14 protein-coding genes are annotated in these 14,691 nt (G+C 70.3%); 11 read left to right on the top strand and 3 right to left on the bottom strand.

What is annotated here, in order from left to right; translation table 11 throughout:
* The first annotated feature begins 24 nt into the window (after positions 1-24).
* The 9 genes from CDO81_RS25490 (at position 25) to CDO81_RS25450 (ending at position 8,342) form a co-directional block, all read left to right on the top strand.
* Complete coding sequence (locus CDO81_RS25490) at positions 25-678, top strand: RDD family protein (RefSeq protein WP_241517157.1); 654 nt, start codon at positions 25-27, stop codon at positions 676-678.
* Complete coding sequence (locus tag CDO81_RS25485; protein WP_088486076.1) at positions 675-1,643, top strand: stage II sporulation protein M; 969 nt, start codon at positions 675-677, stop codon at positions 1,641-1,643. The genes CDO81_RS25490 and CDO81_RS25485 overlap by 4 nt, the downstream gene beginning before the upstream one ends.
* Entirely contained in the window at positions 1,633-2,379 is a 747-nt protein-coding gene (locus tag CDO81_RS25480) for a hypothetical protein (protein ID WP_088486075.1), read from the top strand. Before CDO81_RS25485 ends, CDO81_RS25480 begins: the two co-directional genes overlap by 11 nt.
* On the top strand, positions 2,366-3,100 hold the full coding sequence (locus CDO81_RS25475) for a DUF4129 domain-containing protein (protein ID WP_241517156.1): 735 nt from the start codon (positions 2,366-2,368) through the stop codon (positions 3,098-3,100). The genes CDO81_RS25480 and CDO81_RS25475 overlap by 14 nt, the downstream gene beginning before the upstream one ends.
* A complete protein-coding gene (locus CDO81_RS25470) occupies positions 3,097-4,278 on the top strand; it encodes a DUF4350 domain-containing protein (RefSeq protein WP_088486074.1) in 1,182 nt (393 codons plus the stop codon). Before CDO81_RS25475 ends, CDO81_RS25470 begins: the two co-directional genes overlap by 4 nt.
* A gap of 21 nt (positions 4,279-4,299) precedes the next feature.
* On the top strand, positions 4,300-5,280 hold the full coding sequence (locus tag CDO81_RS25465) for an AAA family ATPase (protein ID WP_088486073.1): 981 nt from the start codon (positions 4,300-4,302) through the stop codon (positions 5,278-5,280).
* Between the two features lie 5 nt (positions 5,281-5,285).
* Positions 5,286-6,647, top strand: coding sequence for a DUF58 domain-containing protein (locus CDO81_RS25460; protein WP_088486072.1), 1,362 nt, complete (start codon positions 5,286-5,288; stop codon positions 6,645-6,647).
* Between the two features lie 19 nt (positions 6,648-6,666).
* On the top strand, positions 6,667-7,158 hold the full coding sequence (locus CDO81_RS25455) for a hypothetical protein (RefSeq protein ID WP_088486071.1): 492 nt from the start codon (positions 6,667-6,669) through the stop codon (positions 7,156-7,158).
* 89 nt (positions 7,159-7,247) lie between these two features.
* A complete protein-coding gene (locus tag CDO81_RS25450; protein WP_241517155.1) occupies positions 7,248-8,342 on the top strand; it encodes a calcium:cation antiporter in 1,095 nt (364 codons plus the stop codon).
* A 10-nt stretch (positions 8,343-8,352) separates the two neighbouring features.
* Here the strand turns inward: CDO81_RS25450 and glmS are convergent, their stop codons facing one another.
* On the bottom strand, positions 8,353-10,212 hold the full coding sequence (gene glmS, locus CDO81_RS25445) for a glutamine--fructose-6-phosphate transaminase (isomerizing) (protein ID WP_088486069.1): 1,860 nt from the start codon (positions 10,210-10,212) through the stop codon (positions 8,353-8,355).
* Between the two features lie 130 nt (positions 10,213-10,342).
* On the opposite strand from glmS, the gene CDO81_RS25440 reads away from it, so the two are divergent.
* Complete coding sequence (locus CDO81_RS25440) at positions 10,343-10,816, top strand: Lrp/AsnC family transcriptional regulator (RefSeq protein ID WP_088486068.1); 474 nt, start codon at positions 10,343-10,345, stop codon at positions 10,814-10,816.
* An 82-nt stretch (positions 10,817-10,898) separates the two neighbouring features.
* Positions 10,899-11,954, top strand: coding sequence for an NF038122 family metalloprotease (locus CDO81_RS25435; protein WP_088486067.1), 1,056 nt, complete (start codon positions 10,899-10,901; stop codon positions 11,952-11,954).
* Positions 11,955-11,990: 36 nt separating this feature from the next.
* Here CDO81_RS25435 and CDO81_RS25430 read toward each other — a convergent pair whose 3' ends face one another.
* Positions 11,991-13,172: a class I SAM-dependent rRNA methyltransferase gene (locus tag CDO81_RS25430; RefSeq protein ID WP_088486066.1), complete on the bottom strand. Its 1,182-nt coding sequence runs from the start codon at positions 13,170-13,172 to the stop codon at positions 11,991-11,993.
* The gene (locus CDO81_RS25425) at positions 13,169-14,683 is read right to left on the bottom strand and encodes a hypothetical protein (protein ID WP_144397407.1); all 1,515 of its coding nucleotides are present in this window, start codon (positions 14,681-14,683) and stop codon (positions 13,169-13,171) included. The genes CDO81_RS25430 and CDO81_RS25425 overlap by 4 nt, the downstream gene beginning before the upstream one ends.
* Positions 14,684-14,691 lie beyond the last annotated feature (8 nt).

Here is a 14,691-nt window from a genome sequence, read left to right as displayed (position 1 = left end):
CAGGTCGAGACGCCGGAGGGCATCGTGCTGGCCCTGCGGCCGGCCGGCCTGGTGGCGCGGTCCATGGCCTTCCTGATCGACCTGCTGATCCGGCTGTCCCTGTACGTCGGCATGGCCATCGCCTTCGGCGCGATGGGCGGCTTCGGCCTGAGCATCCTGCTGATCTCGATGTTCTGCATCGAATGGCTCTACCCCATCGTCTTCGAGCTCAGCCGCTGGGGCGCGACGCCGGGCAAGCGCACCTATGGGCTGCGTGTCGTCATGGACACCGGCCTGCCGATCACGCCGGCGGCCTCGTTCACCCGCAACCTCGTGCGCGTCGCTGACTTCCTGCCCCTGGCCTACGGCATCGGCCTCGTGACGATGCTGCTCAACGGTGAGAGCAAGCGCCTGGGCGACCTCGCCGCGGGCACCCTGGTCGTGCACGCCGAGCCCGTCGTGCTGCATGACGCCCCGCCCGCTGCCGACCCGGTGGCGCCCTCGCGAGCCCTGGGCCCGGCGGAGCAGGCGGCCATCCTCTCCTGGGCGGGCCGCACCCGCCGGCTCACGCCGGCCCGCGTGGAGGAACTCGCGCAGCTCGCCAGCCCCCTGCTGCCCACCACCGCCGAGACGCCCAAGGCTGCCGCGGCCACCCGCCTGCTGGGCGTCGCCCAGTGGCTGATGGGGAAGCGCGCATGACGCCCATGCGTTTCGAAGCCCAGTACGGCAGCCTGTGGACGGCACTCGCCGAGCAGGTGGCCGAGGCGCAGCAAGGCAAGGCGGTCGACGCCGCGTTGCTGGCGGCGCGCTACCGGCGCGTCTGCGAGAACCTGGCACTGGCGCAGTCGCGCGCGTATCCGGTGCACCTCATCTCGCGGCTGGAGAGCCTGGCGCAGGACGCCCACCAGCTCATCTACCGCCGGCAGGACTACGGCCTGCGGGCGCTCGGCCAACTGCTGCGCGTCGACCTGCCGCGTGCCGTGCGGGCCGAATGGCGGCTGGTGCTGGTCGCACTGGCCTTGTTCGTGCTGCCGCTGGCCCTGGCCTTCGGGCTGTCGCTGGCCGGGCCGGACTTCCCGCTGCGTGTGCTCGATGCACGGCAGCTGCGCGAGTTCGAAACCATGTACGGCGACGGCAAGGCCCACGTAGGCCGCCTGCGCGAGGCTGCCACCGACTGGCAGATGTTCGGCTACTACATCTTCAACAACATCGGCATCGGCTTTCGCACCTTCGGCGCGGGCATCCTCGCCGGCATCGGCAGTGCCTTCGTGCTGGTGTTCAACGGGCTCTTCATGGGTGTCATCACCGGCCACCTGACCCGGGTGGACCTGGGTCACAACCTCTGGCCCTTCATCGCCACGCATTCCTCCTTCGAACTGACCGGCATCGTGCTGTCGGGTGCCGCGGGCCTGCGCCTGGGCCTGGGCTGGCTGGCGCCGGGCCGGCTGCGGCGGCTGGACGCGCTGCGCGCCTCGGCGCGGGCCGCGGTGCCGCTGGTGTATGCCGCCTTCTTCCTGCTGGTGGTGGCGGCAGCCTTCGAGGCGTTCTGGTCACCGGCCGCTTGGGTGGCGCCCTGGGTCAAGTACAGCGTGGCCGCGGTGTGCTGGACGTTGGTGCTGCTGTGGCTGCTGCTCATGGGTCGCGGAGGCGCTCGTGCGCGTTGAAGGCCTGGCCCTGGCGCTGCGGCCACGCAGCCCGTCCGAGGCCTGCGACCTCGGCGCCGCCCTGGTGCGCGCCCACGCTGCCTCCATCTGGCGCTGCTATGCGCCGCTGCTGGTCGCTGTGACGGTGCTGGCGCTGTGCACGATCGAGACCTACGGCTGGCTGCCCGCGCTCATCATCTTCTGGCTCAAGCCCTGGCTGGACCGCAGCCTGCTGTTCGTGCTGTCGCGCGCGGTGTTCGGCGAGGCCACACACTGGCGCGACCTGTGGCAGGCGCGCCGCCTGGTGCTGGGTGGCCAGTGGCTGCGCACGCTGCTGTGGCGGCGTTTCTCGCCCTGGCGGGCGTTCACGCAACCGGTGGAGCAGCTCGAGGCCCAGCGCGGCAGCGCGCGGCGCAAACGGGTGCGGCTGCTGATGAACGACCACCGCGGTGCAGCCGCCGGACTGCAGACGGCCTTCACCCACGCCGAGGCCGCGATCACCTACGGGCTGGTGGCGCTGGTGTGGTGGTTCGCGCCGGAGGGCCAACGCAGCTCGGTGTGGGACTGGTTCTTCCATCCGTCGGCCCACGCGACAGGCGAGCTGGGCATGAACCTCGCCATGACCGCGGCCTACACCGCCGTGGTGCTGTTCCTGGAACCCTTCTACGTGGCCGCCGGGTTTGCGATGTACCTGAACCGTCGCGTGGCGCTGGAAGCCTGGGACATCGAACAGGAGTTCCGCGGTGCGTTTGCCTGAGGCTCACCTGCGCGCCGCCCTGCTGGCCACCGCGCTGCTGGCCGGGCCCGCCGTGGCCGCCGAGGCGCCCGAGCCGCCGGCCCTGAGCGCCAGTGCGGTCATGCAGGCCGCCAGCGCGGTGGAGGCCGACCCGCTGCTGGGCGGCTTCGAGAAAGGCCGCACGCTGAAGTTCAAGACCAAGGACAGCAAGCCGAACGAAGACGACGTCAACTGGTGGCTCGCCCTGTTCAAGAACCTGTCGTTCGGCCTGCGCCTGGTGGTGTGGCTGGTGGTGGCAGGGCTGTTCATCCTGGCGCTGCTGCGCCTGCGCGACTGGCTCAAGCGCAGCGGCCCCGCCACCTTGCAGGCGCCCGATGCCCCCACCCATATCGGCAGCCTCGACATCCGGCCCGAGAGCCTGCCTGACGACATCGGGCTGGCTGCGCGCCACCTGCTGGAGCAAGGCGCGCTGCGGGCGGCGCTGTCGCTGCTCTACCGCGGCGCGCTGTCTCGGCTGGTGCATGCGCATGGCGTGCCCATCCGCGCCGCCAGCACCGAGCGCGACTGCCTGAAGCTCGCCGCCGCGCACCTGCCCCCGGCGCAACACGCCTTCCTCGCCGAGCTGGTGAGCGCCTGGCAGGCGGTCGCCTATGCGCACCGCGAACTGCCGCGCGACGATGCCACGCAGCTGTGCCTGCGCTTCGAGGCCGCCATGGCGGCGCCGGCCGGAGCTCGCGCATGAGCCGCCAAGCCCTGGCCTGGGTGGTGGCCGTGCTGCTGCTCGGGGTGAGCGGCTGGTGGCTGGCGGAGAACACCGAATGGGTGGAAGACCGCACGCCCCGAGGCGCCCGGGGTGAGGCGCTGACCAACCCGGTCTACGCCGCCGAGCAGTTGCTGCGCCAGCTCGGCATGCAGGTCGAGCACCGCGAATCGCTGGACAGCCTGCCCCCGCCCGGGGCTCGGCTCGTGCTGCTGTCGGCCGACTGGCAGCTGGTGCCCGGGCGGCTGGACAGCCTCAAGCGCTGGGTCGAGCAGGGCGGGCACCTCGTGCTGCCGCACGGCGTGGAAGATGACGATGATGACGCGCTCGCCGACTGGCTGCCCATCATCGACCTGCCCAGCGGCAAGCCCATGCCCAAGGAGGCGCCTGTGCTGCCCGGCATGGCCGCCTCCGCCCCCACGCCGCAATCGCACGCCCACACCGAGCTCATCTCCACACCGCCGCTGTGGGGCAGTACCCAGCGCCTGATCACCTGCGACAACGCGCAGATGGCGCGCGCGCTGCACCTGCGTCAGGGCGAGACGGCCCGTTGGACGGCCGCTCGCGGCCAGGACGTGCGCGCGATGCGTGTGGCAGTCGGCCAAGGCAGCGTGACGCGCCTGAGCCACCTGCCCAGCATCTTCTTCAACACACCCGCGCTGCGCTGCGACACCCCGCTGTTGCTGGCCGCGGCGGTGCAGGCCGAACCCGGCGCCACCGCCTGGGTCTACCTGCAGGAAAAGCGCGAGGCGCTGATGCCCTGGCTGTGGCAGCAGGCCTGGGTGGTCATCGTGCTCGGCCTGCTGACCCTGGCCCTCAGCCTCTGGCGTGCCGCGGTGCGCTTCGGCCCGCTGCAGGCAACGCCGCCGCGGCTGCGGCGCTCGGTGGCCGAGCAGGTCACCGGCCTGGGTGCCTGGCTGCAGCGGGGGGGCACCGAAGCCCTGCTCGCGGCCCAGCAGCGCGCCCTGGACGAAACCGCCGCCCGCCACCTGCCGCGCTACCGCGGCCAGCCGGTGCCCGAGCGAGCCCGGCTGATCGCCGACGCCACAGGCCTGCCGGTGCACGACCTGGCCGCGGCCATGACCGCCCGCTACAGCACCCGCGCCGAACTGGCCCACCGACTGCAACTGCTCGAGACGGCCCGGCGCCGTCTCTCCTGACTCCCGACGAAAGGCCCCGACATGATCAAACCCGAGGAACTCCAGCTGGCCCGGCAATGGCTGCATGCCCTGCGCACCGAGCTGGGCAAGGCCGTGGTGGGCCAGGCCGAAGCCATTGAGCAGATGCTGGTGGCCGTGGTGGCCTCGGGCCATGTGCTGGTCGAAGGCGTGCCGGGCCTGGGCAAGACGCTGCTGGCCCGAGCGCTGGCCCAGACGCTGAAGCTGCGCTATGCCCGCGTGCAGTTCACGCCCGACCTGATGCCGGCCGACGTCATCGGCCACAGCGTGCTCGACGACACCGGCACCGGCCTGGGCCGGCTGCGTGTGCGCCAGGGCCCGGTGTTCACGAACCTGCTGCTGGCCGACGAAATCAACCGCGCGCCGGCCAAGACGCAAAGCGCCCTGCTCGAAGCCATGCAGGAATACCAGGCCACGCTCGAGGGCGAGACGCTCCCGCTGCCCCGCCCCTTCATCGTGATGGCCACCCAGAACCCGGCCGATACCGAAGGCACCTACCCGTTGCCCGAGGCCCAGCTCGACCGCTTCCTGCTCAAGATCCGCATCGGCTACCCGACGCATGACGAAGAGGCCGCCGTGGTGCGGCTCGTCACCACCGAGCGCGCGGGCCATGAGCTGCCGCTGGACGCGCTGCAGCCGGTGCTCGACGACGTGCACGTGATGGCGCTGCAGCGCCTGTCGGGCCTCGTGAAGGCCGACGACCGCGTCATTGACTACGCGGTGCGCGTCGTGCGGACCACGCGGCAATGGCCGGGCATCGAGGTGGGCGCCGGCCCACGGGGCAGCCTGGCGCTGGTGCGCGCTGCGCGTGCCATGGCCCTCATCAACGGCCGTGACTTCATCACCCCCGACGACGTGGCCGCCCAGGCCCGCGCCGTGCTGCGCCACCGCGTGACCATGTCGCCCGACGCGCAGATTGAGGGCCGTGACATCGACGACCTGCTCCAAGCCGCCCTCGAAAGCGTGGAGGCGCCGCGGCTTTGAAGCCCATGCGCCGCCTCGTGCTGCCCAGCCGGGCCAGCATCGCCGCCCTGGCCCTGCTGGCGGGCGCGGCCCTGCTCGCGCGCCTGCTGGGGCTGCCGCTCGGCACCACCGCGGTGGCTGCCGGCGCGGTGCTGGCCGCCCTGCTGGTGCTGGCGGGCGTGGACCTGTGGCGCAGCCTGGTGCTGTGGCGTGCCGACGGGCTGCGCGTGGAGCGCCGGCTGCCGGCGGCTTTCGCCATCGGCGTGCCCACCGAGCTGACGCTAGCCGTGGTCAACCCCGGCCGCCATGCCTGGCAGCTGCAGGTCTTCGATGACCTGGACCCCGTGTTCGACTTCACCGGCCTGCCGCGCGCGCTGACGTGCGCTGCGCAGACAAGCCAGCCGTTGAGCTTCCAGGTCACGGCCCGGCAGCGCGGCGTGGTGCGCCTGGGCCGCACGCAGCTGCTGTGGCGCACCCGTGCCGGGGTGTTTGAAGTGCGCGAGTCGGTGGGCGAGGCGCAGTCGATGCGCGTCTACCCCAACTTCGCTGCGCTGGCGCGTTATGCCTGGCTCAGCGGCGACCGGCGCCTGGCGCAGATCGGCATCAAAAGCTTCGTGCAGCGCGGCCAGGGCACGGACTTCCGGCAGCTCGCCGAGTACCGCCGCGGCGATCCCCTGCGCCACCTCGACGCCAAGGCCTCGCTGCGCCAGCGCAAGCCGGTGGTGCGCGAGTACCAGGACGAGCGCGACCAGAGCGTCATGTTCCTGCTCGATTGCGGGCGCCGCATGCGGGCCGATGAGCAATCAGCCGGTGCCGGCGAGAACAGCCACTTCGACGACGCCCTCGACGCCCTGATGCTGCTGGCCTACGTGGCCCTGTCCGAAGGCGACGAAGTGGGGGCGATGACCTTCGGCAGCGCGCCGGGCGAGAGCCGCGACTTCGCGCCCCGCAAGGGCCTGGGCACGCTGCATGCACTGATGAACCGCATGCACGACGTGCAGCCCGGCGCCCACCATTCCGACTACCTCGCTGCCGCCGAAGGCCTGATGCGCCGGCTGCGCCGCCGCTCGCTGGTCATCATCCTCACCAACTTCCGTGACGAGGATGCACCCGAACTGCAGCCCGCGCTGCGCCTGCTGCGCCAGCGGCACCTGGTGCTGCTGGCCAGCCTGCGCGAGACCGCGCTGTCGCGCCTGGCCGCCGGGCCCCTGGACCGCCCCGAGGCCGCAGCCACCGTGGCCAGCGCCCATCTGCTGTCCCAGGCGCGCCAGGACGCTTTCGCCCGCGTCGTCGACCACGACAAGCTGTCCGTCGACGTCGAACCCCAGGCCCTGGCCGCCTCGCTGGTGAACCGCTATCACCAGGTGAAGCGGGCGGGGCTGCTTTGAACCCTGAACGGAGAGTCTGATGTCCACCCCGAATCCCTACGCCCCGCCCAAGGCCGATGTGCTTGACCTGCCGCAGCACGAGGCGGCGCCGCCGCTGTGGAATCCCAACGCCGCGGCCAGCTGGAGCCTGCTCTTCAGCCCCATCTTCGGCGCCTGGCTGCACATGAAGAACTGGCAAGCCATGGGCGAAACGGAAAAGGCCGCGACTTCCAAGACCTGGCTGGTGACGGTCACTGTCTTCCTGATCTTGCTGGTGCTGATCTCCGTCGCCTTGCCCGAGAGCAAGGGCGTGGATGCGCTCGCCCGATTCGGCGGCTTCGGCCTGCTCATCGCGTGGTACTACCAGATCGGCAAGTCACAGAACGCCTTCGTCCTGGCCCGCTATGGCAAAGACTACCCCCGCAAGGGATGGCTCAAGCCCTTGGGCCTCGCGCTGCTGGCCTGGGTGGCCTTCTTCCTCGTGGCGGTGGTGATCGGCGTGATCGCTGGCGTCGCCTCTGGCCAAGGCTGACCGGGCGCGGCCCTGGCCGCGCGGTCCTGCCTGTTAGTCTCCCCGGCACGCTGCCCCGCCGCCGCATTGACCACGACAGGAAGAACGCATTGAGACTGACGCCCCAACTCCCCCGATGGTCCATCCTCGCGCCGCTGGCCGCCTGCGTGCTGCTCGGTCTGTCGTTCACCGACATCCGGTCCTCGCTAGGACTGGGCTGGGATGCCATGCTCGCGGCCGGGTTGGCGGCCGGCATCCTGGCCGCGGTTTTCCACGCGGAGGTGGTGGCGCACAAGGTGGGCGAGCCCTACGGCACGCTGGTGCTGGCCATTGCGGTGACGGCCATCGAGGTGGCGCTGATCGTGTCACTCACGATGGCCGCAGGCGGCAGCGCCACGGGCCTGGCGCGAGACACCGTGTTCGCCGCCGTGATGATCATCCTCAACGGCATGGTGGGCCTGTGCCTGCTCGCCGGCGCGGGCCGCCACCGGGAGCAGTCCTTCGGCCTGCATGGCGTGTCGGCCGCCCTGGCCACGCTCGCGGCCATCTCGGTCCTGACCCTGGTGCTGCCCAACTACACCACCACCACACCGGGGCCCACCTACAGCAGCAGCCAGCTGATGTTCATCGCGGTGGTGTCGCTGGTGCTCTACGGCACCTTCGTGCTCGTGCAGACCGTGCGGCACCGCGACTACTTCCTGCCCGCGGTCGAGGCCGCGGATGAAGACGTGCATGCCGCCCCCCCGCCCACGCGCATGGCGGTGCTCAGCCTGCTGCTGCTGCTCGTGTGCCTGACCACGGTGGTGCTGCTGGCCAAGATGCTCTCGCCCCGGCTGGAAGCCGCCGTCGCCGCGCTGGGGGCGCCCAAGGCCCTGGTCGGCATCATCATCGCGGGCATCGTGCTGCTGCCCGAGAGCATTGCCGCCTACCAGGCCGCGCGCGCCAACCGTCTGCAGACCAGCCTCAACCTGGCGCTGGGCTCGGCCCTGGCCAGCATCGGCCTGACCATCCCGGCCGTGGCCCTGGTGTCACTCGCCACCGGCTGGACCCTGTCGCTGGGCATCGACGCCAAATCCACCGTGCTGCTGCTGCTGTCCCTTACCGTCGCCGCCCTGTCGCTGGGTACCGGGCGCACGACGGTGATGCAGGGGACGGTGCATCTGGTGATCTTTGCGGTGTATCTGTTCACGGCAATCGTGCCGTGAACCCGCACGCTCACTCCACCGTCACGCTCTTCGCAAGGTTCCGCGGCTTGTCCACGTCCGTGCCCCGCGCGCAGGCGGTGTGATAGGCCAGCAATTGCAACGGCACCACGTGCAGGATGGGTGACAGCGCGCCGTAGTGCTCGGGCATGCGGATGACGTGCAGGCCGGCTTCGCTTTCGATGGCGGTGTCACCGTCAGCAAACACATAGAGCTGGCCGCCGCGGGCGCGGACTTCCTGCATGTTGCTCTTGAGCTTTTCGAGCAGTGCGTCGTTGGGGGCCACGGTCACCACGGGCATCTCGGCGGTCACCAGCGCCAGCGGGCCGTGCTTGAGCTCGCCGGCCGGGTAGGCCTCGGCGTGGATGTAGCTGATTTCCTTGAGCTTGAGCGCCCCTTCCAAGGCGATCGGGTAGTGCAGGCCACGGCCGAGGAACAGGGCGTTTTCCTTGCGGGCGAACTCCTCGCTCCAGGCGATGACCTGGGGCTCCAGGGCCAGCACGGCCTGCACGGCCACGGGCAGGTGGCGCAGGTCTTTCAGGTGCTGGGCCTCGACCTCGTCGCTGAGGTGGCCGCGGGTCTGGGCCAGCGCCAGCGTCAGCAGGAAGAGGCCCACCAGCTGGGTCGTGAAGGCCTTGGTGGAGGCCACGCCGATCTCGGCACCGGCGCGGGTGATGTAGGCCAGCTCGCATTCGCGCACCATGGCGCTGGTGGCCACGTTGCAGATGGTCAGCGTGTGGGTCATGCCCAGGCTGCGGGCGTGCTTGAGTGCCGCGATGGTGTCGGCCGTCTCGCCGCTCTGGCTGATGGTGACGACCAGGGTCTTGGGGTCGGGCACGCTGTCGCGGTAGCGGTACTCGCTGGCGATCTCCACGCTGGTGGGGATCTTGGCGATGCTCTCCAGCCAGTACTTGGCGGTCGAGCCCGAGTAGTAGCTGGTACCGCAGGCCAGGATCAGGACCTTGTCGATGTCCTTGAAGACACGGTAGGCGCCGTCGCCGAAGAGCTCGGGGCTGATGCCGGTCACCGCGTCCAGCGTGTTGGCGATGGCCACGGGCTGCTCGAAGATTTCCTTCTGCATGTAGTGGCGGTAGGGGCCCAGCTCGGCCGCGCCGCTGTGGGCGTGCACAGTCTTGACCTCGCGCTGCACGGCCGTGAAGCGGCCGGTGGCGGCGTCCAGCCGGCTGAGCCAGTAGCGGCCGAGCTGCAGGTCCACCACATCGCCCTCTTCGAGGTAGACGATCTGGTCGGTGACGCCGGCCAGGGCCATGGCGTCGGAGGCGACGAAGTTCTCGCCCTGGCCCACGCCCAGCACCAGCGGCGAGCCCTCGCGCGCGGCCACCACGCGATGCGGCTCGTCGCGGCAGAACACGGCCACGGCATAGGCGCCCTTCAGGCGCGGCAGGGCGGCCTGCACGGCCTCCAGCAGGTCGCCGCTGTAGAGGTGGTCGATCAGGTGGGCGATGACCTCGGTGTCGGTCTGGCTGGCGAAGGCATAGCCGCGGGCCTTGAGCTCGGCGCGCAGTTCGTCGTGGTTTTCGATGATGCCGTTGTGCACCAGGGCGATGCGGCCGACGCTGGCCTCGTTGGCATTCGGGCCGGCCGAGAAGTGCGGGTGGGCGTTGTGCACCGCCGGCGCGCCGTGGGTGGCCCAGCGCGTGTGGGCGATGCCGGTGCCGGCGCTGATGCCGTCCTGCTCCGCCTGGGCTTGCAGCTCGGCCACGCGCGAGGTGCTGCGGGCGCGCTTGAGGCCGCCGTCCTGGTGCACGGCCACGCCGCAGGAGTCATAGCCCCGGTACTCCAGCCGCTTCAGGCCTTCGACAAGGATGGGGACGATATTGCGCTGACTGACCGCGCCGACGATGCCGCACATGGATGGATCTCCGTTGAGAAGTGGCGGCATCGTAGGCAAGGCGCAGTGAAGGATGCGTGCAAATTGATCGCACAGAAGAAATGAAATTTCACGCCTATGCTGAGATGAAATTTCCTTTCATAATGTCGCCATGGATGACGCGCTTGATGCCATCGATCTCCGCCTGCTTGAGGTGTTGCAGAACGACGCTGCCTTGAGCAACCAGGACCTGGCCGCCCGCGTGGCCGTGTCGCCGGCCACCTGCCTGCGCCGGGTCAAGCGGCTGGTGGACGCGGGCGTCATCGAGCGGCGCGTGGCCCTGCTGTCGCCGGACAAGCTCGGTGCCGGACTGCAGGCCCTGCTGGAGATCACGCTCGACCGCCAGGGCGCCGAGCACCTGGACGCCTTCGAGGCCCGCGCCGTGCAAGAGGCGGCGGTGCAGCAGTGCTGGCGGGTGTCGCCAGGCCCCGACTTCGTGCTGGTGGTGCAGGTGGCCGACATGCCGGCCTACCACGCCTTCACGCAGCGCCTGCTGACCCAGGACGCCAACGTGCGCAACATCAAGGCCTTCTTCAGCGTGAAGCGGGCCAAGTTCGACACCAGGGTGGGTTTACCCTCTCCCTAGGTTGACAGTCGTCCCCGGAGCGAGGGGCAAGCGGCGTACCTGCGGCCAGGACAATCCACGCAATACCGCCTCTGGAGTCCCCATGTCGTTCCGCCTCACGCTGCGCCCGGTCGCCCTCGCACTCTCCCTGGGCCTGGCTGGCCTTGCGCCCAGCGCCCACGCGCTGAACATCGTGCTGCGCGATATCAGCAGCACGCCGATGACGGCCGAGCAGCTCGGCGCCTTCCAGCAGGCGGCCAATTACTGGTCCAGCAAGCTGACCGACAACGTGACGGTCTATATCGACGTCGGCTTCAATTCGCTGGGCGCCAACATCCTTGGTCAGGCCAGTTCGTCGGCGTCGTCCGTCAGCTACAGCACCCTGCGCAGCGCCCTCGTGAACGACGCCAAGTCAGCCACCGACGCCACCGCGGTGAGCCACCTGCAAACGGGCAGTTCGCTGAGCTTCTACGCCACCCAGGGCGACCTCAGCACCCGGCTGGACAACGACAACACCGCGAACAACCGGTTCCTGTCGGTCAACACCGCCAACCTGAAGGCGCTGGGCCTCACGACCAACACCACCGCCAACAACCCCGACGCCACCATCATCTTCGCCACGGGCTTTGCCAGCAGCTTCGCCTACAGCCGCGTCAATGGCCAGGTGCCCGCCAACAAGACGGACTTCATCACGGTGGCCGAGCACGAGATCGGCCACGCGCTGGGTTTTGTGTCGGGTGTCGACAGCATCGACGAATGCCTGGCGGCGAACAACAGCTGCAAGAACAGCTTCGAGACGCAGGCCTGGTACTCGCCGCTGGACCTGTTCCGCTACTCGGCCGCCGGCAAGCTCGACGTGACGGTGGGCGGCACGCGCTACTTCTCGATCGACGGCGGCGCCACCGCCATCGAGTCCTTCTCGACCGGCGCCTACAACGGCAATGGCTGGCAGGCCAGCCACTTCGGCACCAGCGTCATCACGCTGATGCGCCCCTTCGTGGGCGATGGCCAGTCCTACGACGCCACCACGAGCGACCTGCTGGCGTTCGACGCCATCGGCTGGGACGTGGCCGCCGCCGTGCCCGAGCCGGCCTCCTATGCGTTGCTGCTGGGTGGCCTCGCGGCTCTCGGCCTGAAGCGTCGTCGCCAGGCGGCCTGAGCGTTCGAGCGGCCTGGGCCGCTCACGCGCCGGCCCTCAGCGTTTGAGGATGCCCAGCCCCTTGAGGTAGTCGCCCTCGGGGAAGCGCACCGTCTGCGGGTGGTCTGCCGCGGCGGACAGGCGCTCGACGATATAGCCATCGACGCCTGCGTCCAGCCCGGCACCCGCCACGATCTTGTGGAACAGGTCGGGCGAGATGCCACCTGAACACGAGAAGGTGTAGAGCAGGCCGCCGTCGTTCAGCAGCAGGAAGGCCAGGCGGTTGATGTCCTTGTAGGCACGCGCGGCCCGTTCGGCGTGCGCGGCCGTGGGCGCAAACTTGGGCGGGTCCAGCACGATGGCGTCGAAGCGCCGGCCTTCGGCCAGGCAGCGCCGCAGCGTGGCGTTCACGTCGGCATCCCAGGCCTGGTGGCGCGCCGGATCGAACCCGTTGAGTGCCACATGGGCCGTGGCCCTGGCGAGCGCCGGGCCGGAGGAGTCGACGCTGATGACCTCATGCGCACCGCCGGCCAGCGCCGCCACCGAGAAGCCCCCGGTGTAGCTGAAGCAATTCAGCACGCTCTGGCAGCCGTAGTGCCGCACGGCCTGGGCGAAGCGATGGCGGCTGTCGCGCTGGTCGAGGTAGTAGCCGGTCTTGTGGCCTTCGGCCACGTCCAGCGTCAGCTGCCAGTCGTGCTCGCGCAGGGTCAGGGCCGTCTCGCCCTCGCCGCGCAACCAGCCGGTCTGCACGGGCAGACCTTCCCACTCACGCGCCTGCGCATCGGAGCGCTCGTACAGCCGTGTGAGCCCGGTGGCGGCCAGCAGCGCATCGGCGATCACCGCCTTCCAGCGCTCCACGCCGGCACTGGTGAACTGCGCCACCAGCGTCTGACCATAGCGGTCGACGATGAGGCCGGGCACGCCATCGGCCTCGCCGTGGATGAGGCGCACCGAGTCGGACGCGATCGCCAGCCGCGCACGCATGGCCAGCGCCTGGTCGATGCGGCGGCGGAACAGCGCGGCGTCGATGCGCTCGCCTTCGTCGAAGCTCCAGGCCCGCAGGCGGATCTGCGACTGCGGGCTGTACGCGGCCCAGGCCAGGAACTGCCCCTCGGCCGACACGACCCGCACCGTCTCGCCCGCATCACCACCGCCGCGGGCAATGGAGCTTTCGAACACCCAGGGGTGGCGCTTGACGAGGGAGCGCTCCTTGCCGGGGCGCAGGGTCACGGTCTTCATCGTTGCAGCGTCCCGTAGGCGTAGCTCAGCGACAGATGCGCCAGCGGCGTCGACTGGCTGCTGCCGCGCAGCGTGTGAAAGCCCCCCAGGCCACCACGCAGGCGCAGTCGCTCACTCACCGGCCACTGGGCCCACAGCTCGGCCTGCGTGACGGCCCCGCCGCCCACCCTCACGCCACCACCCCCGGCAGCGCCCACCAGCCATTCACCGCCCACGCGCAGGCCGCCCCACAGGGGGTCGCTCTGCACGCCCAGGCCGAACAGGCCGAAGGAATAGGCGCCCGCACTGCCGGCCGCTGCACTGCCCGCCTGGGCCGCGCCATACCAACGCGGCGAAAACTCGCGCGACATGCTGACCGCCAGATGCGTGACAGCCTCGACACGGCCGTCCTTGAAACGCATGCGCGGCAAGTACATCGCGCTGGCGCCCAGCTGCTGCACGCGGACCGTCCCGCCCTGCTCTTCGCCCAGCGGCACCGGCGTCTGATCCAGCGGCATCGCCAGCACGGCGCGCACATAAGGCGCACGGTAGGCTCCGCTGTACGAATGCGTGTAGCCAGCATCCAGGCGGACGCTCGGCCCCCAGGGTGTGATCCAGCGCACGGTGGGACCCGCCCGCAGCAGCAATCCGCTGCCGGTATCCAGGTTGCCGCCGCCGCCCAGGCCCACACCGAGCTGGCCGCCGACGCGCAGGCGCGGCGTGCCGAAGACCGCCCAGTCCTGGCCGATCTGGCCCAGCACTTCCATGTAGCCGTCTGCGCCGCCCTTGGCCGCGCCTGCTGCCTCCACGCCCCACCAGCTGCCGTCGGCGATGTACTGGCGCAGCTCGGCACCGGCCTTGCCGATGCGCCGCGTCAGGGGCTTGCCGTTGCGGTCGCGGCTGGCGCTGGTGGGCTTGTCGAAGCCAGCGGTCAGCGTGATCTCGTCAAAGCCCAGCCCGGTGCGATCGGTCGCGCGGCCAAAGCGGCCGGCGTCCTCGGGCGAGAAGCTCGGAAAGCCCATCGCGCGGCCGAGCGTGAAACTCAGGCCCGTGCCGCTGCGCACGTTGCCGCCCGGGAAGCGGATCTGCGACAGGCCCACGCCGGTGTACCAGGCGCCCACTTCGGTGCGCAGCGACAGCTCCGGGCGCAGCATGAGGCCGCCGCCGAAGCGCAGTTGCTGCGTCGACAAACCGCCCCCCGCACCCACGTAGAGGCTGGCCGACACATGCGTGTTCGAGGTGAGCCGCCAGCGCCGCTGGCCGGTAAAGCCCACGGTGAAGATGCCGCCGTAGTTGCCCTTGGCCGCGCCATACACACCGGGCCCGAAGCCCCAGTCGTCGTCCAGCGCCATCAGGTAGTTGATGGACGCAAAGGCGGTGCGTCCGCCGTCGGGCATGCGCATCGTCGTCCAGTTGCCCTCGACCGCCGCGGGGCGCACGGTCTGCACACGCGCAAACGGTGCATCGTCAGGGGCGGCATGCGCGAACAACGGCGCGAGCGCGATCAGCGCTGCGCCCGATCGAGCCGACACCGCAGAGC

It is taken from the genome of Roseateles puraquae, assembly GCF_002205845.1.
In the GTDB taxonomy this organism is placed as follows: Bacteria; Pseudomonadota; Gammaproteobacteria; order Burkholderiales; family Burkholderiaceae_C; genus Pelomonas; species Pelomonas puraquae.
The sequence above is the reverse complement of the archived record's forward strand: the minus strand, read 5'-3'. Positions and strand labels throughout refer to the sequence as shown.

Bases quoted from the DNA above. Each gene is read 5' to 3' on its own strand.
- CDO81_RS25470 (WP_088486074.1), top strand. From the start codon at position 3,097: ATGAGCCGCCAAGCCCTGGCCTGGGTGGTGGCCGTGCTGCTGCTCGGG.
- CDO81_RS25485 (WP_088486076.1), top strand. From the start codon at position 675: ATGACGCCCATGCGTTTCGAAGCCCAGTACGGCAGCCTGTGGACGGCA.
- glmS (WP_088486069.1), bottom strand. From the start codon at position 10,212: ATGTGCGGCATCGTCGGCGCGGTCAGTCAGCGCAATATCGTCCCCATC.
- CDO81_RS25460 (WP_088486072.1), top strand. From the start codon at position 5,286: ATGCGCCGCCTCGTGCTGCCCAGCCGGGCCAGCATCGCCGCCCTGGCC.
- CDO81_RS25435 (WP_088486067.1), top strand. From the start codon at position 10,899: ATGTCGTTCCGCCTCACGCTGCGCCCGGTCGCCCTCGCACTCTCCCTG.
- CDO81_RS25455 (WP_088486071.1), top strand. From the start codon at position 6,667: ATGTCCACCCCGAATCCCTACGCCCCGCCCAAGGCCGATGTGCTTGAC.
- CDO81_RS25430 (WP_088486066.1), bottom strand. From the start codon at position 13,172: ATGAAGACCGTGACCCTGCGCCCCGGCAAGGAGCGCTCCCTCGTCAAG.
- CDO81_RS25440 (WP_088486068.1), top strand. From the start codon at position 10,343: ATGGATGACGCGCTTGATGCCATCGATCTCCGCCTGCTTGAGGTGTTG.
- CDO81_RS25465 (WP_088486073.1), top strand. From the start codon at position 4,300: ATGATCAAACCCGAGGAACTCCAGCTGGCCCGGCAATGGCTGCATGCC.